Source organism: Amycolatopsis sp. NPDC101161, assembly GCF_044768185.1.
Taxonomy (GTDB): Bacteria; Actinomycetota; Actinomycetes; order Mycobacteriales; family Pseudonocardiaceae; genus Amycolatopsis.
In genome coordinates this window covers 548,729-566,862 of record NZ_JBIWPI010000003.1, presented here as the reverse complement: position 1 = coordinate 566,862, position 18,134 = coordinate 548,729, and the positions used below count along the sequence as shown (strand labels likewise).

The following is an 18,134-nucleotide window of genomic DNA, read 5'->3' as shown; positions in this document are numbered from 1 at the left end:
TCTTTCAGTGATTCGCCCGGCGGCCGGCGGTGTCCGCGGTGCGGACCAGGCCGGCCAGGCTGTCCCAGTTGATCGCGACGAGCGCGGCGAACGCGCCGACGAGCGCGGCGGCCGCCCCGGAGTCGAGGCCGAGCGCCGGTCCCGGCGGGACGGCGGCCGCCGCGGCGGTCCCCGCGGCGAGCAGTGCGTTGCGGACGAGGTGGGCCCGGCCGAGCACCGCCCCGGAGCGGCCGAAGCAGCGGCAGGTGACGCGGCGGCCGGCCCGCATCGACCGGGCGATCGCGGCGCAGAAGACGAGCAGCACCGCCGTCGCCAGCCCGAGCCCGAGCCGGGCGGTGGCGGGGAAAGAAACAAGCCCGGCCACGGCCAGCTCGACGACGGCGGTCCCGGCGGCGACCGGCAGCCAGCCCACCGGCGACCGGCCCAGCGGCGCCAGCGACGCGGCGAACTCCGCCAGCCGCGCCCGCCCGGCGAGCTTGCCGACGGCCGCGACCCCGAACACGAGCCCGGCCAGCACCCGGACGGCGAGCACGAACTGCGCGCTGATCATCGGTGACCTCCCTTGCCGGGCCACGCCTTCCCCGCCACGGGAACCGCGGCGGGGAAGGCGCGAGCGCCACCGTTACTTGCAGCTGCCGTAGCAGTCGTAGTGGAGCGTCTTGCAGACCTGGCCGTGCTCGGGCACGCAGGCGCCGGCCTTGACCTCGCGCAGGAACAGCCCCAGCAACCGGTCGCCCAGGGTGTTGATCATGCGAGCCATGATCACTCCTCTCGTCAGCGGGAATCGACGGGGTGATCGTGGCTCAGCCGTGCTATCCGTTCGCTATCGAGGAAATCGCGGTGCCGTCCTGCGTCCCGGATCACCCCGCCGGCCCGGTTCACCGGCTTCGCGGCGGGTATTCACCCCGCATGCGCACGTTCACCTGCCCGCACTGCGCGAACCTGCTGTTCTTCGAGAACTCGGCCTGCGTGGTGTGCGGCACCGACGTGGGCTACGACCGCGCGACCCGGTCGATGGTCCAGACGGCCGGGCGTGCCCGCTGCGCCAACGCGGAGCTCGCCGGGTGCAACTGGATCGCCACCGCCGAGCCGTTGTGCGGCTGCTGCGCGCTGACCCGCACCCGCCCGGCCGACGAGGACGTCGAGGCCCTCGAAGCCTTCCGCGCCGCGGAGACCGCCAAACGACGGCTGCTCTACCAGCTGGACGACCTCGGCCTCCCGGTGACCCCGCGCACGACCGATCCCGCGCACGGCCTGGCGTTCGACCTGCTCTCCAGCACCGACCGGCCGGTGACCACCGGCCACGCCTCGGGCGTGATCACCATCGACCTCGCCGAAGGCGACGACGGGTTCCGCGAAGGCCTGCGCGCGCGGCTGGCCGAGCCGTACCGCACCCTCCTCGGCCACTTCCGCCACGAGATCGGCCACTGGTACTGGGACCTGCTCATCGCCGGCACGCCGGACGCGTTCCGGACCCTGTTCGGCGACGAACGGGCCGACTACCGGCAGGCGCTGGAAGACCACTACGGAAGCGCGCCCGGCTCGGAGTGGGCGGACACCCACGTCAGCCACTACGCGGCCGCGCACCCCTGGGAAGACTGGGCCGAGACCTTCGCCCACCTCCTGCACATCCGCGACACGGTGCAGACCGCCGCGGCGCTCGGCGTGCTCGTCGCCGGCACGCCGATCGCGCCCCATCCCGGCAGCCGGGTCGACGCCGTCCCCGAGGACCACACCGACGACGTCGACGACCTGATCGCGACCTGGATCCCGCTGTCGCGCGCGCTCAACCAGCTCAACCGCAGCATGGGCAAGGACGACCTGTACCCGTTCACGCTGTCGCCCGTGGTCCAGGACAAGCTCCGGTTCGCCGACGCGACCGTCGCGGCGGCCCGGGCCCGGTGAGCCCGGCCCGGAGCCGCCGGGAATCATCTCCTCATGCCGACCTCTTCACCTCGGGCCCGGGTCCAGCGGACCGAACGCTGGTTCCTCCGCCGCGGGACCCCGACGATGATCGCCGGGTACGGCTTCACCGCGCACATCCTCCCGCGGATGCTGCCCGCGCTCACCTTCGTCATGCTCGCCAGCCTCGCCTGGCTCGTCCCGCTCAAGACGGCCGGCTCGGGCCGGTGGGTCCTGCTCGGCGTGGTCATCGCGGTGACGATCGCGGCCTGGGTGACGATCTCGCTGTTCGTCCGGCGCCTCCCCCGCTTCTCCCGCGGCGCGACCATCGCCATCCTCGCCGCCTACGCCGCCATGCCGGTCGCGGTGCCGCTGCTGCAGCTCGCCTTCGACGGCGCCATCACCCTCCCGGGCGCCCGCGCGCTGGGCGTTCTCGCGTTCCTGGTGTTCTTCGCCGCCGCGTTCGCGGCCACGGCCCTCGCCACCACCTACGGCTTCGGCACCCTCGTGCGCCAAAGCATCAAGCAGGCGATCACCGACCTCCGCAACAGCGTGCAAGTCCTCGGCCGCGCCCTGCCGGTCCTGCTCTTCGTCACCCTGTTCCTCTTCTTCACCGGCGAGCTCTGGCAGCTGATGAACCAGCTCGCCTGGTGGCGGCTCGCCCTGGTCGTCGCCCTCTTCGCCGCGGTCACCGTCCTCGCCGCGGCCGCCCGCCTCCGCGACGAAATCGGCCGGGTCGAGCAGGACTTCAGCCCACCCATGCTGACCGCCGCCTGCGCCGGCACCCCGCTCGCCGCCGTCACCATCGACGGGCCCGTCCGCGCGGTCAGCCTCAACGGGCGCCAGAAGCGCAACCTGCTGCTGATGCTCGCCACCCGCCAGCTCGTCCAGGCCGCGGTGGTCGGCCTCGCGCTGTTCGCCTTCTTCGTCCTCCTCGGCGTGATCATCGTGACGCCCGCCGCGGCCGAACAGTGGATCGGCGCCAAGCCGGCGATCTCGCCGCTGCTGCCCGGCGTCCCGGTCGCCCTGCTGCGCAACGCCACTCTGCTCGCGGGCTTCGGCAGCATGTACTTCGCGGTCACCTCGATGAGCGACACCGAGCACCGCAAGCAGTTCTTCGCCCCCATCATCGACGAGATCGAGCGCACCCTGGCCGTCCGCGCCGTCTACCTCACCCTGCAGCCGGACCCCGCAGCGCCGTAACCCGGACCGGCGGTGCAGGCCCACAGCCTCTCCCGCGTGTACTTCACATCCGATAGCGTCGTCGGGGCCAGGCCGCCCGGGACCGGCAGGAGATCGTGATGACGAACGGCGCCGACCAGTCGTCCGCCGGCACCGTGGTGGTGATGAACCCGCACTCCGGAGGCGGGAAGGTGGCCCGTTTCGGGCTGGCGGAGCGGGCCCAGGCGATGGGCGCGCAAGTCAGGCTGACCGGCCCGGGCCAGGACGTGGCGTCGCTGGCCCGAGCCGCCATCACCGACGGAGCCGGGATCCTCGGCGTCGCCGGCGGCGACGGCACGGTCGCCGCGGTGGCCGCGGAAGCCGCCGAGGCCGGCCTGCCGTTGGTGGTGATCCCGGCGGGAACTCGCAACCATTTCGCCCGTGATCTGGGCCTGGACCTCCGAAACCCGGCGTCCGCGCTGAACGCCCTGCGGGCGGGCGCGCCCCGCCCGGTCGATCTGGGCCGGGTCGGCTCCCGGATCTTCGTCAACAACGTCTCGTTCGGGGCCTACGCGGACGCGTTGCTGACACCCGGCTACCGGGAGGCGAAGGCGCGCACGTTCGCCGAAATCGCGCCGGGATACCTCCAGGGCGAGCAGCGGGTCGATGCCGTCGTGGACACCCCGGAAGGCCCGATCGACGGCCCGCAGATCGTCCTCGTGTCCAACAACCCGTACGACCTCGGCGCGCTGCGCCGGCTGGGCCACCGGTCCGCGCTCGACACCGGCCGGCTCGGCGGGATCGTCATCAAGCACCCGGACGGCTCGCCACCGCCGGATCTGCTCCCCCGCCTGCGCCGGGAACTGGCGGAACTGCGGCAACAAGGCCACGCCGGACCACCCGGCGCCGGAATCGTCACCTGGACCGCGACCCGGATCACCCTGCACAGCAAGGACGCGCAGCTGCCCGCCGGCATCGACGGTGAACCCGTGCAGCTCGACGTCCCGATCGTGTGCGAGATCCGGCCGGGAGCGTTGCAGGTCCTGCTCCCGGGGCCGACAACCCACTGAAGCTCAGAGTCACCGTGCCCGCACTTTCGCTCACCTGCCGATCGCGATCCCGGGACAGTCCGGTCGTGCGGGGCTACGCCGGGTTCTCCGCGACGGCGAGGTAGTCCGTGTAGATCTGCGGCGAACCCGAGAACGACGCCAGCTGCTTCCACTCCTCGTACATCTGCTTGGTGTCACGGTGAGCCGCCGCGAACTCCGCGGCCTCGCCGGTGGCGATGTCCGGCTCGGGGTAGAAGACGTCCAGCGCCTCCAGGCTCGCGATCTCCATCATCATCACGTACTGGTCGAGGCGGTTGCCCCGCTCGCCCTTGAGCACGTGGAACCGCCAGTCCGGGTAGTCGTCGATCCGGTGGTGGTTCTCGGCGATGAAGCGGTCGAACACCTCTTCGGTCACGCCGGCGCGCAACGCCAGGTTGTGGATCCCGACGACCCGGGCGACGGGCTCCTCCCCCGGGCGGTCGCGGTAGCGGGGGCCGGGCGTGACCGTGCTCCGCGGGTTGTCGGCCAGCAGCCGGTAGTCGGTGAACAACGTCGGCAGCTCACCGTATGTGCCCAGCCGTCGCCACCGCGCCAGCACAGCCTCCGCTTCCGGGTGCTGCGCCCAGAACTGCCGGGCCGGCTCGGTCTGCTCACCCCGGGCCGTGACGTAGCGGTCGCGCTGCTCGGCGCTCTCGATCTCGTACAACATCAGGTACTGCCCGGTCCGCTCTCCGCGCAACCCGCGCAGCAGAGTCCACCGCCACCCCGGGTACAAGGGCAGGTGAACTCCTTCACCACGCACGAAGGTCTCGAACTCCTCCGGCGTGACACCAGCCTCCGTGTCGATGGCGATGTACTGGAAGGTGAACACCGACGAGCGTCCCATTGCGTCCAATCCTCGAGCCGGGGGTCGTGCTTGCCGGGGTCACTCTCGTCCGCACGCCGGTCAGCCGTCCACCTCCATGGCGTCCGGGTCGGCGGCCCAGCCCGGTTCGCGACCGGCGCGCTGCTGGCCGACCATCTGCTGCATGCGGTCCTGCTGCGCCTGGATCCGGTCCCGCACCGCCTGGTCCGACATGTCGACGTCCTTGACGTCGTCGCCCCAGTACTTCTGCTTGTCCGCGTCGGTCGGCTGCCCGAGGCGGTGGCCCATCTCCTTGTCGTGGAGGAACATCGGCATGTCCTCTTTGGACACTCCGGCGCCGTCCCGCACGACGTCGCGCGCCGTGTGCATCTCGATGACGTCGTCGTGCGAGACCGGCGGGGTGTGGGTGGTGCCGCCCGGCTTGCCGACACCGCCGGTGCCGTCGCTGTACTCGACCGACTTGCCCTCCATCTTGTCCACCATGTGGTGGTAGGAGTCGTCGGCGACCTTGCCCTGGACCGTGCCCGCGGTCGGCCGGAAGCTGTCCCGTCCGGGAGCGGGTTGCTCAGCGTGGGTCATCTTCGGCTCGTTGGGCGTCTCCATGTCGTTCTTGTAGTGCGGGTTCGGCTCCCAGTTCTGGATTCGCTGGGGCACACCGGGGGTCTTCTTGTCGCTGATGTAGGCGGGGTTGTCGATCATGCCCCCGTCCTTGTGCTGGTGGGCGTAGGTGAGCTGGTTGAGCTGGACGCCGTCGCTCGGCCGGCCTTCCCGCAACGTGTTGCCGAGGGATTCGCGGTAGGTGTCGGCGTTGAACCCCGAGCCGTCCTTCTCGCCGCGCACGCCGGTGCCGATGTTGTCGCGGTGCGCCTGCGCCGACTCCTGGTAAGCGGGAGCGTCGTCTTCCATGCGCCGGGCGTCCTTGATGTTGGCGGCCTCGTCCGCGGTTTTCGGCCCGCGATCGCCGGCCTTGACGCCGTCACGGATCTGGGTGTCGTGGGCGTTCGCCCGCTGGAACTCGTCGCCGCCGATGGCCTTGTACCCGATCGGGTGTTCGGACTCGTGCGTCTTGCCGCTGACGAGCTTGTTCGGGTCCTTCCAGGTCGAGTCGTTCTTGATCTCGTTCTGGTACTTCTCCCAGGTGCGCGCCTGCTCGTGCTTCGTCGTGCCGTACGAGCCGTCGGACTTCGCGGGGTTGCCGTCCGGCTTGGTCTTCACCTTCGGGGCCTTCTTGCTCGGCCCCGCGCCGCCGGTCCCGACCAACTGCTGTTTCGCCTTGCTCACCTTGGACTTCGAGGAACCGGAGGCGGCCGCCTGCTGCTTCTTCTTCGCCGCGCACGGGGTGACGGTCGGGGCGAGGCCGAGCGGGTCGGCCAGTGCGGTCGGGTTGTGGACGTAGGCCTGCGAGTCCGGGCCGGGGTCGAGGCCCAGCGGGTCGTGGGACAGGTAACGGCCGGCCTCGGGGTCGTAGAAGCGGTTGAGGTTGTAGTGCAGCCCGGTTTCGGCGTCGTGGTACTGGCCGGGGAACCGCAACGGCGTGGTGGTGCGGCCCGGTCCGTCGAGGACCTTGCCCCAGAGCGTGGCCTGGCGGTGCCACGCGACCTCACCGGACTCCTCCAGCAGCTCGCTCGGCGTGCCGGCGAGGTCGGTGACGATCGTGTGGAACCGCTCGCCCGGCGCGCCGAGGACGCGTTCGGTCTGGGTGAGGGCGCGGCCGGTGCCCGGTTCCCACTCCCACACGGTGGCGACCGGGGGCTGACCGGGCCCGGTGCGCACCTGTTCGGCGAGCGCGTCGCCGTCCCAGGCGAACTGGACCTGCTCGGCCACCCGGCCGTCCGGCGTGAGGCGCTGCTTGGCGACCCGCCGGCCCAGCGCGTCGTAGCGGTAGCGCCAGTGCTCGCCCCGGGGCGTGAGCACCGAGGTCAGGCGGCTCTCGGCGTTCCACCGGAACTGCCACTGCGGACCGGCCGGCCCGGCACCGCGCAGGGTGGTGCGGCCTTCGGGGTCGTGGGCGTAGCGGACCGCGCCCGCGGCGGTGAGCAGGGTGCCGCGGTACTCGCGCGGCCCGGCCGTCGGCGCTCCCGGAGTCTGCGCCTGGGCGATGACGCCGGTCTGGTGGTAGACGTAGTTCTCCTGCCAGCCGTGGCCCACGACCGCCTGGACGCGGCCCGAGCGGTCCACCTCGAAGGTGCGGGTACCGGTGATCGCGTCGGCCACCGAAGCCAGGTAACCGTCGGCGAGGTACCCGTACTCGCGGTGCTGGGTCGTGCGGTTGCCCGCGACGACCGTCTGGGCCACCAGCCGGTCGCCCGGAGCCCAGCTCTGGCGCAGTTCCGCGGCACCGAAGCGGCGGACCCGCTCGTGGCCGGCGAGGTCGTGCTCGAAGCGCAGCGAGCGGTTCCCGACGTGCAGCGCGGCGAGCGTGCCGGCCGGTCCGTACTCGAAGCGCGACATCGCGCCCGACGGCGTGTGGCGCGCGCGGCGCCGGCCGAGCTCGTCGTACTCCGAGCGCACCACGCGCCCGTCCACCGTCTCGGCGACCACGCGGCCCAGCGCGTCGTAGGCGAAGGTGACCTCGGCGTCGGCGTTGCGCGCGGAGACCATGCGGCCGGCCTCGTCGTAGGCGAAGGTCGCGACGTCTTCGCCGGTGACGCGGCGGACCACCTGGCCCATCACGTCGCGCTCCAGCGTCGTGGTCTCCCCCGCACCGTTCGTCCGGGCGATCAGCTGCCCGGCGGCGTCGTAGCGGTAGTGCAGGGTGCGGCCGTTGAAGTCGGTCTCGCCGATGAGGTTCCCGGCGGGGTCGTAGCGGTAGTGCCAGATCAGGCCTTGCTCGTTGGTCACCGCCACCAGGCGCAGCTCGGTGTCGTACGCGTAGGCGAGCCGCGCGCCGTCCGGGCCGGTTTCGGCCACCGGCAGGTCGAACTGCGCGTACTCGGTGCGGGTGGTGTTGCCGCGCGCGTCGGTGCTCTCGTCGGTGTTCCCGACGGCGGAGTCCTGCCACCGCCACGTCGCGCCGTCCGGCTCGACCCGTTCGGCGAGCTGGTCGCCCGCCGCCCACGCGAACCGGGTGACGGCGCCCAGCTCGTCGGTCACCGACGTGGTGCGGCCGAGCAGGTCGTACGTGTAGCGGGTGACGGCGCCGTCCTCGTCTTCGACGGTCAGCGCCCGGCCCGCCGCGTCGGAGGAGATCCGGGTGGTGCCACCGAGCGCGTCGGTGACCACGGCGACGTTGCCGCGCTCGTCGTAGGCGTAGGAGGTCCGGGCACCGAGCGGGTCGACGACACCGGTGACCTTGCCGCGCGCGTCGTACTCGTAGCGCCACGTGGCGCCGTCGGGGCCGATCGCGGTGACCGGGCGGCCCTGCTCGTTGTACTCGGTCAGCGACCGCGTGCCGTCCGGCGCGGTGATCGCGACGACCCGGCCGGCCCGGTCCCGCTCGTAGCGGACCTGGCGGCCCAGCGGATCGGTCCGGGTGAGCAGCCTGCCGTGCTCGTCGTAGGCGAGGCTGGTGGTGTGGCCCAGCGCGTCGGTCTCGGCGATCACGCGGAGCCGGTCGTCGAGGTGGAAGCGGCGCACCGCGCCGAGCGAGTCCGTGACGCTCGTGACGAGATTCTCGCGGTCGTAGTCGATCGTGCAGTCGAGGTAGCCGTCGGTGCCGCGAGCCCGCACGACCCGGCCCACGGCGTCGAAGCCGTAGCCGTACCAGCGGCCGTTGACGTCTTCCCAGCGCACGATCCGGCCGTCGGCGTCGTAGGTGAACCGGGTGGGCGTGCCGGCGGCGTCGACAACCTGGGCCAGCCGGCCGCGCGCGTCGTAGGAGTAGCTCGCGACGACCGTGCCGTCGGCCGCCCGCAGCGCGGTGATCCGGCCGCCCGCGCTGTCGAACAGCACCCGGTCGCCGGAGGAGTGCACCAGCTCCGCCGGCACCCCGTTCGCACCGGGCACCACATCGACGCGGTTGCCGTCGCCGTCGAAGATCGTCCTCAGCGGGAACACGCCGTCGGCGGACTCCTCGAAGAACAGCGTGTGCTGCTGCTGCGGATCCTCGACCAGGTAGCCGCCCTCGACCCGGCGGAGCGGCCGTGCCGGGCCCGCCACCGGCAGCACCGGGGAGCTCACCGGCACGGGGTAGCTCTGGAGGCTGCCGTCGGCGAGCGCGACGTGCACGCCGTCGTCCTCGACCTCGAGCCGCTGGTCCACGGTGGAGGCCCATGACGGGCCGAACCAGCGGCCCGCGCGGTAGGACGAGATGTGCGTGCGCGACACCTCCAGCGGCAACGCGCCGGGGATCTCCAGGTCCGTCTGCGTCAGCAGCATCCACCCGGTCGCCACGTCGATCGGGTCGCCGCACACCGACCGGTCCGGCGGCGGGGTGCCGTTCTCGTGCGGGTTCGCGTTGCTGTCCTTGATGCTCTTGCCGCCGCCGGAGCCGCCGGAGCTCGAGGTGACGGTCTTGTCGTCCCCCGGCCCCTTCGGGGTCTGCGCCGGCGGCGGTTCGGGGTCGGTCTTGACCGGCGGCGCCTCGTCGGCCTTCGGCGGTGGTGGGGTGCTGCCACCGCCGTGAGAGCCGCCGTCGCCGGTGCTGGAGGTGTGGGTGGCGTCGTCGCCGCCCTTGGCCGCCGGTGGGGGTGTGTGGTCCTTGGGGGTGCCTCCGCCGTCGCCGCCGGGGGTCTTCACCGGTGGCGCCTTCGGGGTCCCGTTGATGTCGCGGACCTTGGGCGGCGGCGCGGTCTTGCCGACCTTGAGGTTCTTGAGCGCCTTGCCCGCGTCCTCGAAGAGCGTTCCTGCCCTCTTCAGCAGCGGCACCAGGGCCTTCAGCGCCTTGACGAGCTTGGTGACCAGGTCGGTGATCTTCGAGGCGGTTTTCGCGACGGCGGTGACGACCTGGGGAACGACCCAGGTGAGGCCGATGCCGAGGGTGAAGACGACCTGCAGCGCCCAGCTGATCAGGTGGCCGACGAGTTCGGAGATGATGTCGCGCACCAGCGTGCGGACCGCGGCCACGACCTCGCCGGCGGTCTTGACGCCGCTGGAGGCGCCTTCGCAGCCCTTCTGCGCCGCTTCCAGGGTGGTGGACACGTCCTGTCCGCGCTGCCGGTAGGCGTCCGAGGCCGGTCCGGACCACGACTGCAGGTCGGCCTTGATGGCGTCGGTCAGGTCCGAGGAGACGCTGCCGAGCTCTTTGGCGACGTTGGCCCAGGTCTCGGACTGGGCCTGGATCTCGTCGGCGTTGCCGGTGAGCGCGTTGAGGGCGTCCTTGAGCGGGCCGACGTGCTCCATCAACCAGCTGACACCGGCGGCGAGGATCGCGCCGAACGGGTCCATGGCCATCGACAGGGCGTCGAGCGCCGTGCCGACCGCGCCCATCGCCACCGAGGCCCAGTCGCCGCTCTTGATGGCGGTCGAGAGATCGTTGGCGGATTCCAGGAGGGAGATGCCGGAGTAGGCCTTTGTCGAGTCCTGGGTCTGCGCGATCAGCGGGTTGCTCACCCCAGCACGCTAGCAGCGGCGTGAGCACAGCGATCTTGACCACCGCGCTCCCGCCGCGCCCGGCGCCTCGACTCCGGACAAGTCGGGCGGCTGATCGCGTCAGCCTTGTCGTATAGATCGTTATACGACCTGGCGCCGGGCCTGAAAGTCCGGCCGCAACGCCGGCGCTGTCGGTGAAGGCCGCCGTCACAGTGCGTTGTATACGCGCAATTCACTCAGCGTCCGGTCGGTCGCCGCCTGGGACGACGCCGGGTTCTGGCCGGTGATCAGGTTGGCGTCCACCACGACGTGCGGCTCCCACGGCGCGCCCGTCCTGAAGTCCGCGCCACGCTCCCGCAGCCGGTCCTCCAGCAGCCACGGCGCGCGTTCGGCGAGGCCGACCAGGCGCTCCTCCTCGTTCGTGTACCCCGTCAGTCGCCTGCCCTCGAACAGCCAGTCGCCGTTGCGCCGGTCGGCCGAGAGCAGTGCCGCCGGACCGTGGCAGACCGCCGTGACGACGCGGCCCGTGTCGAAGAACTGGACGAGGAGCTCGCCGAGCGGCCGGAAGCCGGCCAGGTCCTCCATCGGCCCGTGCCCGCCGGGGATGTAGATGGCGTCGTAGTCGGCGACGTGCCCCACCGCGTGCTCCAGCACCATGGGCCGGGCCAGTTCGGTGGCGATCGCGTCGAGGTAGTCGCGGAACGCGGTGGCTTTGCTCTCGCCGCCCACCGTCTCCGGGTCCAGGCTCCGCTGGTCCACCGTCGGCGCCACCCCGCCCGGGGTCGCGACCACCACCTCGACCCCCTGGGAACGGAACCCGTTGTGCGGCACGACGAACTCCTCGGCCCAGTAGCCGGTGGGGTGCCGGGTACCGTCCTCGAGCGTCCAGTGGTCGCTGCCGGAGAGCACCACCAGGATTCGGGTCATCGGTCAGCTCCCGGTGATCTTGATCTTGCTGGGCTTGGCGGCGTCCACCTTCGGGACGCGCACGGTGAGCACGCCGCTGTCGAGTGCTGCCTCGATGCCGTCGGCGCGGATGTCGCCGGGCAGCGTCACGCGGTACTCGAACTCGCCGACCCTGCGGGTGCGGCGCCGGAGCAAACCCTTGCGCTCCCGCTCTTTCAGCTCACCGGTGATGACCAGCTCGTTGCCGTACAGCTCGACGTCGACGTCGTCCCGCCGGACGCCGGGCAGTTCGAGCTCGACCAGGTAGGCGTCGTCGGTCTCCGAGACGTCTCCGGCCGGCAGCCACGGCCCGCCGTCCCGTGCGGTGCCCAGCGCCGACTGCGCGAGCCGGTCCACCTGTCGATAAAGATCCTCGAATTCGTGGAAGGGGTTCCATCGATCCGTCTGGCCGACAGAACGCCTGACGGGCAGCGTCATGGTAGGTCTCCTCCTGTTGCTCGAACGTCCGAGAGACGAGGGCCGGGCGCCACTTCCCTGAACTCCAGCGGCAGCTGGCTCATCATGTGGCGGACGTCGTCACCGCTGATCGTGTCGCGCAGCGTGGCGAAGACCGCTGCCGTGCCGATGTCCGCGGTGCCCCGGTCCACGCCGGCCCGTTCCGCGGTCCGGCGGATGAACTCGTCGAGGCTGAACCCCTCGGCTTCCTCCTCGGCCGCGACCAGGGAGGTCTGCAGCTCCACGGGGAGTTGCCCGGCGATGTGGCGAGCCTCCCCGCCGGTGATGCGTTCGCCCAGCGTCCACAGGGTCGCCCGGGCCAGCGCCTCGGCCTGTTCCCGCGAGACGTCGGCCCGCTCGGCCACTTCGTCGACGAACTGCTGGTAGTCCATGGGCCGAGCATGGCAGCCGCGGGCGGGCGGCGTCTCCGACGCCGGGGACGGATTTCGCCGGGCCGATTCACCCTGCCAGGCCGACAGGTGTGCCGCGATCGGTGAATTACACCGGTGGCATGGTTCCAGGGGAAGGATATTTCGGCCTGCGCGGTCACGGGTGAGTGGCGGCCGTTCACCGTGACATGGCGGAACGTGCGGCTTCTTTGGCCTCGGGAGGTCGAAGCGTGCTGGTCCGCGGCACCGCCCGATGCGTCTGGCAGGCCCGTTCGCCGTGCTGATTTTCGACGTGCCGGGTCGATACGGCGCCGGTGCCATCCGATGCATCCTCGTCCCCGGCCGTCCACACATCGTCCACAGCGGACGCCGTCCTGAACCTAGGAGGCCCATGACCGACCACGAGCAGCCGCCGAAACCGGGTTTCCTTCTGGACGCGAAGCTGGTCAAGAGGTTCGTCGCCGACGAGTTGGCCGAGGACGGTCAGGCCGAGCTGGCCGACCAGGTGGCCCTCATCGTCATGTTCCACGCTGAGCTGCCCACCGCGCTCGCCGCGCAGATGACCCGGATCGTGCAGCACCTCGGCGGCGAGGCCGAGCTGGTGCGGTGGCTGGAGCGCTTCCCCGGCCGAGCGAAGATCGTGGCCAGGCTGTTCGCGCTGATCGACCTGCTGGACACGTTCAGCGCCGAGCCCTCGGTGGTGACCGCGCTGTCCGAACTGCGCGCCGACACCCGGTACCCGCCGGGGCTGTCCGGCTACCTGTCCCCGGACACCGACGACGAGACGCTCGGCGGGCTGGCCTGGCACATCGAACGGCTGGCCGCGGACGACCGGATGGCCGACGCGGTGCGGCTGGCCCAGAACTCGGCGGCGCTGCTGGAGCGGCTCGCCGTCAGGGCCAGGGAGCTGAACCCGGACCTGCCCGACCTGGCCGACCTGGCCGCCAAAGCGGGCAACGCAGTCGACGACGCTGCCCGTGAGGCGGCGGGCCTGGCAGAGTGAAGGTTCTCCATCCAGGCATCGACCGCGGTCGGGGCGTCAACTGTGGATGCTGCGCTTTCACCCCAGGAGAAGGCGCTCAGCGGCAGCGACGCGGCCTCACCAACGGCGACCTCGACCGCACCCACCGGCAGACAGCAGGCCGAAGGTCGCGGCGGCGTCCCGCAGCAGGTCGGGCGGCAGCAATTCGTGGAGCGCGTGTCGCGGTGAACTTCCGTTCGGAAGGGGTTGACCCTGACCGTGCGTCAGGGTTGGAGCCTGGTGGCATGACGGACAGCACCCTTTCTTCGGCCCTCATTCCGCCGATCGGCGATTTCCAGCAGATCCACGGCCGCCGCGTTTTCGTGCACCGGTCGGGTGATGGCGGCCCGGCTGTCGTCGTCCTGCCGGGCGCCGGCATGGTCGGCCTGGACTACTTCCTCGTCCACCAGCGGGTAGCGCGGTTCACCACCGCCGTGGTGTACGACCGAGGCGGAACCGGCTACAGCGACCCGGTCCCGCTGCCGCGCACCGCCGCCGCGGTCGCCACGGAACTGCACGAGCTGCTGCACGACCAGGCCATCGCCGGCCCGTACGTTCTGGTCGCGCACTCCCTCGGCGGCGCCTACGCGCATCGATTCACCCAGCTGTACGCGCCGGAGATGGCCGGGTTGGTCTGGCTGGACGCCTTCCACCGGGACTGGGACGAGTTCATGCCCGCCGAGGCGGGCCTGGCCGCGGGCGAGCGGATGGCACCGGACCTGGCGTGGATCCGGCGGCAGCGCCCGGACTTGCGCCGGATGTACGCCGAGCTGCTGGGGCACCACCCGGAGCACCTGCGGCCGTCGCTCATCGAGGCCCACGTGAGTGACAACTGGCTCCTGGGCGGCTTCGCCGAGCGTGGCAACCTGGTCGCCCTCGCCGACGAACTGCGGGCCGGGCCGGACCTGCCCGACGTCCCGCTGATCGCCCTCACCACGGAGGGGGTCGACCCGGCTCAGCGGGCGCTGACGTCGGAGGAGACGCGGCAGGGTGTCTCGGAGCAGACCCTGCGCGAGATCGCCGAAGGCCGCAGGAAGATGGTCGAGGCCCTGGTGAGCGGGGTCTCGCACGGGGAGCGGCGGGTCGTGCCCGGCATCGGCCACAGCCAGCTTTGCTTCGCGCGCCCCGATATCGTGGTCGAAGCGATCCGCGATGTCGTGGACCGGGTGGGTCGCGCCTAGCTCTTTTCGAAGAGCGCCTTTCCGAAGAGCGGAGGTAGCCGGTGCTCACGATCGGCCAGCTCGCGGCGACCGCCGGCGTGACCGTGCGCACCGTCCGCCACTACCACCACATCGGCCTGTTGCCCGAGCCCGAACGCGATGCCTCCGGCTACCGCCGCTACAGCGCGCAGGCGGCGGTCGACCTCATCCGGATCAGGACCCTTGCCGAGGCCGGTGTGCCCCTGGCTCGCATCGACGCGGTGCTGCACGCCCAGCCGGCCGAGTTCGCCGCGGCCATCGCCGACATCGACGCCGAACTGCGGCGCAAGGTCGACCAGCTCACCGAGCACCGGCGTCGGATCGCCGCGCTGGCCGGCGGCGACGGGCTGGTGCTGCCGCCCGAGGTCGTCGCGATCCTGGACCGGATGCGCGAGCTCGGGGTCAGCGAGCGGACGGTGCGGCTCGAGCGGGACACGTGGATCCTGATGCAGGCACTCGACCCGTGCGCCATGCCGCAGTGGATACAGGACAGGAACGCCAGGTTCGACGACCCGGCGAAGACGCACCAGTACCTCCTCTGTGATCAGTCGATCGACTGGGATCCGCTCGATCCGCGCGTGGACCGGCTCGTCGACGAGCTGGACGCCTGGCAGATCGAGCAGGAAGCGGAAAGCGGACAGCAAGGGACCATGTCGCTGGTATCCGTTCGGGTGGCCGAAGCGTCACCGGCTTGGCGACGGATCCTCGGTGTGCTCACCGACCGGGCCCGGCAGCGCCGAACCACTGCGCCCCACAGCTGACGCCGACGCCCTGGCCTGGCGCTCGCCTACTCCGGCCGGAACGTCCCGACGGTCCTGGCCGCCCCCGCCCTCCCCTCGGTGCTCGTCCACCCGCCGGCGGGTCCGGGCGCGCCGACGGGATCGTTCCGCCGGCGGCACGCGCGTCGTGGGCGCGCGTGGCGCCGGCGGAGCGTGGCCGTCAGGCGTCCGAGCGAGGGCGCTGGAGGGTGAAGGTCTCGAACGGCTTGAGCGCGCCGCCGGTGCCGACGACGTCGTAGTAGGTCACCCGCATCGTCGTCAGGCCGCCGGAGCGGGTGCCGGGATCGACGGTGAACGCCGCGAAGCCGTACGAGTTGGCGGCGTCGCGAACCGCGGACCACGGAGCGTTCTCGGTGACGTAGACGGGCGGCCGCTTGCCGGTCGCCGGGTCGGGTGCGCCGACCGCGGTGATCACCCGGCAGCGCGGCGGGGTGAAGAACAGCTGGTTCGACGGCGCCGACGTGCCGCCGCCGCCGAGGACCATGTGGACGGTGCCCTTGCTGGTGTCGACGACGTCGGTCCGGGTGGCCGCCGGCACCGGGGTGCGGGTCGCGGTGGCCGCCGCCCCGCGGATCGGGTGGGAGCGTTCGTAGTGGTGTTCGTGCCCGCACACCACCAGGTCGACGCCGTAGCGGTCGAACAGCGGCACCCATTCCTCGCGGATCCCCAGGTCGGCACCGTTGAACTGGTCGGCGGTGCTGATCGCGACCTGGTGCATGCACACCACCACCCAGTCGACGTCGCGATCGGCGCGCGCGGCCGCGAGCTCCGTCTCCAGCCACGCCTTCTGCGCGCCCCGGGAATAGCCCCGCACGTAGGAGTTGCCGCCGTCCTGGTAGCAGATGTCGTCGTTGGCCAGGCTGATCACCCGCACCGAACCCACGGTGAACGAGTACCACAGGCCGCGCGTGACGTCGGTCTGGCCGGAGGCGGGCGGCACCGAGAAGTACGTCTGATAGGCGGCGTAGCCGATCGGGCCGTTGCCCAGCTCGTTTTCGTGGTTGCCCGCGGCGGGCATCCACGGCCGGTTGCGCGCGCTGCGGCTGTTGTTCGTCCAGAAGTCCCACCAGGTGCGGACCCGGTCGGTGGCCAGGTTGGCGTAGCACAGGTCACCGTTGAACAGGTGGAACAGCGGCTGCACCCGTTCGACGCCTGCGGTGGTGTCACCGGCCGCCGGCGAACCGAGGTTGTCGTTGACCAGCGGCGGGTTCGGCAGGGTGACCCCGGCCGGAGGGACGTAGCGCTTGCCGAGCGTCGGGGTGCCTTGGTCGCCGAAGCTGGTGAAGGTGAACGCCGCCCGGCCCCGCGGAGCGGTCCGGAAGGTCGCGAGCACGGGCTCCGCGCCGTCGTGCAGCGCCGCGTAGACGTAGTCGCTGTTCGGGTGGAGTCCTCGCAGTGAGGCGTGGAACGCGTACACGACCTGGCCCGACTTCGCGTCGGTGTAGCTGACGGTCTTCGCCGGGACGCTCCTCTCGTAACGGCCGTCGGGACGCCCAACGAGCACACGCGGGTCGCGGGCCGGCTGCAGTGCGTGCCAGGACACCACGACCTCGCTCGCGGCGTCCGCGCCGAACTGCAGGTGCAATCCTTCGACGGGAGGTCTCTTCGCGGCGTCGCCGCCGGATGCGTCCGGAATGTCCTTTGTGGTGGGTTGAGCGTCCGCCGTCCCGGCGAGCGGTCCCGCCGCGAAGGCGATTCCCGCGGCGCCGGCCGCGGCGAGGAAGCCACGGCGGCCGAAGTGGCGGGCGAAGATCTTTTCGTCGTCGTTCATCCCGACACACTCGCCGATCGGCGGCCCCTCGCAAACCACGCTCCGGTGAACGGCGCAGAACGAAACGATGGCGCCGGACCCGGTGAGCGCCTCGGCGAACCGTGATCCGCTATCCGGTGACACTCGCTCGGTAAAGTGCTTCGATGTCGGCGTCGAAGTAGCTGCTGTAGGACACATCATCGTCACCGCCGGCCTCGAAACCGCCGACGACCCCGATGACCGTGCCGAGGTTCGTCGCCGGGTCGACGTCGAGGACCCACGGGCTGCCGCTGGTTCCCTCCGGTAACCCGGGGCACGAAATCTGCATCTGGTTCGCACCTTGCTGAGTCGTGGCGCCCAGGCAGGTCACCGGCGCGTCGGCGGAGTCCGGGTAGCCCGTGACCGCGACCGTGTTGGTGTAGCCGCGGTCGGAGCCCAGTCGGTTGGCTCCGGTGAGACTCTCGAGTGGGACGGGGTTGCCTTCCTGATGAACGGTGAGGAAGGCGAAGTCGAGGTCGGGGTCCGAAGTGGCTTCCCAGCCGGGAGCGACGAAGATCTGCGAGACGGCCCAGACACCGAACGGCGCTGTCCCATCGTGGTAGCCGGGTTCGAACGTCACGTTCGTGTAGGCACCCCCACCGGCGCCGTCGTGGACGCAATGCGCAGCCGTCAGCACCAGGTTCCCCTTCGGACTGTCCACCACACTGGCCGAACAGTAGTGACCGTCGCCCGAAAACAACGCACCGACGGCAAGCCGGCTACCGGGGTCCACCACGTGCGCACGGGCACCTTCGGACACCACCGGCCGGGCTGGGACATCGGTGTGACCGGGGACGACGGTGGAAGACGGTCCGGCGTCTGGCGGCGGTGCCATGACGGCCGTGGCGCGTGGCTCCGGCGCAGGAGCAGGAACCCTGCGGCTCGGCCAGTCGTGTTCGGTAGCCGGTGGCGCCGGCGAGGCCGATCGCGCCACCGCGATCGCTCCGTCCGTGTCCTCGGCGGCCACGGACGCAGTCGCGGCGAAGGCCACGGTCGCGAACAGCGCCAGCAGCGGCAACAACCGAACCCAGACCATTCCCCCGCACCCTTTCCGCCACCTGCCGGACAGCATACTGATGCGCGGCACGGCGGGAATTGTCCATCCTGAGA

The 18,134-nt window shown here is 71.4% G+C and carries 15 protein-coding genes; 6 read left to right on the top strand and 9 right to left on the bottom strand.

The genetic code is table 11. The annotated features are described in order from the left end of the window. Nucleotides 1–4: 4 nt before the first annotated feature. Both ACIRSS_RS24425 and ACIRSS_RS24420 read right to left on the bottom strand, forming a co-directional pair. Nucleotides 5–550: a MauE/DoxX family redox-associated membrane protein gene (locus tag ACIRSS_RS24425; protein WP_400898623.1), complete on the bottom strand. Its 546-nt coding sequence runs from the start codon at nucleotides 548–550 to the stop codon at nucleotides 5–7. Nucleotides 551–622: 72 nt separating this feature from the next. Next, nucleotides 623–760 (bottom strand): hypothetical protein, encoded by a 138-nt coding sequence (locus tag ACIRSS_RS24420; RefSeq protein ID WP_400898621.1) that lies wholly within the window; start codon nucleotides 758–760, stop codon nucleotides 623–625. 149 nt (nucleotides 761–909) lie between these two features. On the opposite strand from ACIRSS_RS24420, the gene ACIRSS_RS24415 reads away from it, so the two are divergent. The 3 genes from ACIRSS_RS24415 (at nucleotide 910) to ACIRSS_RS24405 (ending at nucleotide 4,133) form a co-directional block, all read left to right on the top strand. Beyond that, a complete protein-coding gene (locus ACIRSS_RS24415) occupies nucleotides 910–1,905 on the top strand; it encodes a putative zinc-binding metallopeptidase (RefSeq protein WP_400898619.1) in 996 nt (331 codons plus the stop codon). A gap of 33 nt (nucleotides 1,906–1,938) precedes the next feature. After that, a complete protein-coding gene (locus tag ACIRSS_RS24410) occupies nucleotides 1,939–3,105 on the top strand; it encodes a hypothetical protein (protein ID WP_400898617.1) in 1,167 nt (388 codons plus the stop codon). A gap of 98 nt (nucleotides 3,106–3,203) precedes the next feature. Beyond that, a complete protein-coding gene (locus ACIRSS_RS24405; protein WP_400898615.1) occupies nucleotides 3,204–4,133 on the top strand; it encodes a diacylglycerol/lipid kinase family protein in 930 nt (309 codons plus the stop codon). Nucleotides 4,134–4,206: 73 nt separating this feature from the next. Here the strand turns inward: ACIRSS_RS24405 and ACIRSS_RS24400 are convergent, their stop codons facing one another. The 5 genes from ACIRSS_RS24400 to ACIRSS_RS24380 form a co-directional block, all read right to left on the bottom strand. Then, on the bottom strand, nucleotides 4,207–4,998 hold the full coding sequence (locus ACIRSS_RS24400) for a hypothetical protein (protein ID WP_400898613.1): 792 nt from the start codon (nucleotides 4,996–4,998) through the stop codon (nucleotides 4,207–4,209). 60 nt (nucleotides 4,999–5,058) lie between these two features. After that, nucleotides 5,059–10,467, bottom strand: a complete 5,409-nt coding sequence (locus ACIRSS_RS24395; RefSeq protein WP_400898611.1) for a DUF6531 domain-containing protein — start codon at nucleotides 10,465–10,467, stop codon at nucleotides 5,059–5,061. Nucleotides 10,468–10,653: 186 nt separating this feature from the next. After that, nucleotides 10,654–11,373, bottom strand: a complete 720-nt coding sequence (locus ACIRSS_RS24390; RefSeq protein ID WP_400898609.1) for a type 1 glutamine amidotransferase domain-containing protein — start codon at nucleotides 11,371–11,373, stop codon at nucleotides 10,654–10,656. 3 nt (nucleotides 11,374–11,376) lie between these two features. After that, nucleotides 11,377–11,748: an Hsp20/alpha crystallin family protein gene (locus ACIRSS_RS24385; RefSeq protein ID WP_400898607.1), complete on the bottom strand. Its 372-nt coding sequence runs from the start codon at nucleotides 11,746–11,748 to the stop codon at nucleotides 11,377–11,379. Between the two features lie 77 nt (nucleotides 11,749–11,825). After that, nucleotides 11,826–12,239: a DUF2267 domain-containing protein gene (locus ACIRSS_RS24380; protein ID WP_400898605.1), complete on the bottom strand. Its 414-nt coding sequence runs from the start codon at nucleotides 12,237–12,239 to the stop codon at nucleotides 11,826–11,828. 388 nt (nucleotides 12,240–12,627) lie between these two features. Here ACIRSS_RS24380 and ACIRSS_RS24375 point away from each other — a divergent pair, with 388 nt between their 5' ends. The 3 genes from ACIRSS_RS24375 to ACIRSS_RS24365 all read left to right on the top strand — a co-directional run bounded on the left by ACIRSS_RS24375 (nucleotide 12,628) and on the right by ACIRSS_RS24365 (nucleotide 15,217). Next, nucleotides 12,628–13,239, top strand: coding sequence for a hypothetical protein (locus ACIRSS_RS24375; RefSeq protein ID WP_400898601.1), 612 nt, complete (start codon nucleotides 12,628–12,630; stop codon nucleotides 13,237–13,239). A 263-nt stretch (nucleotides 13,240–13,502) separates the two neighbouring features. Then, a complete protein-coding gene (locus tag ACIRSS_RS24370) occupies nucleotides 13,503–14,438 on the top strand; it encodes an alpha/beta fold hydrolase (protein ID WP_400898599.1) in 936 nt (311 codons plus the stop codon). 41 nt (nucleotides 14,439–14,479) lie between these two features. Continuing rightward, nucleotides 14,480–15,217, top strand: a complete 738-nt coding sequence (locus ACIRSS_RS24365) for a MerR family transcriptional regulator (protein ID WP_400898597.1) — start codon at nucleotides 14,480–14,482, stop codon at nucleotides 15,215–15,217. 178 nt (nucleotides 15,218–15,395) lie between these two features. Here the strand turns inward: ACIRSS_RS24365 and ACIRSS_RS24360 are convergent, their stop codons facing one another. Then, nucleotides 15,396–17,006, bottom strand: a complete 1,611-nt coding sequence (locus ACIRSS_RS24360) for a fibronectin type III domain-containing protein (protein ID WP_400898595.1) — start codon at nucleotides 17,004–17,006, stop codon at nucleotides 15,396–15,398. Nucleotides 17,007–17,115: 109 nt separating this feature from the next. Next, nucleotides 17,116–18,060, bottom strand: coding sequence for a trypsin-like peptidase domain-containing protein (locus ACIRSS_RS24355; RefSeq protein WP_400898593.1), 945 nt, complete (start codon nucleotides 18,058–18,060; stop codon nucleotides 17,116–17,118). Nucleotides 18,061–18,134: the final 74 nt, after the last annotated feature.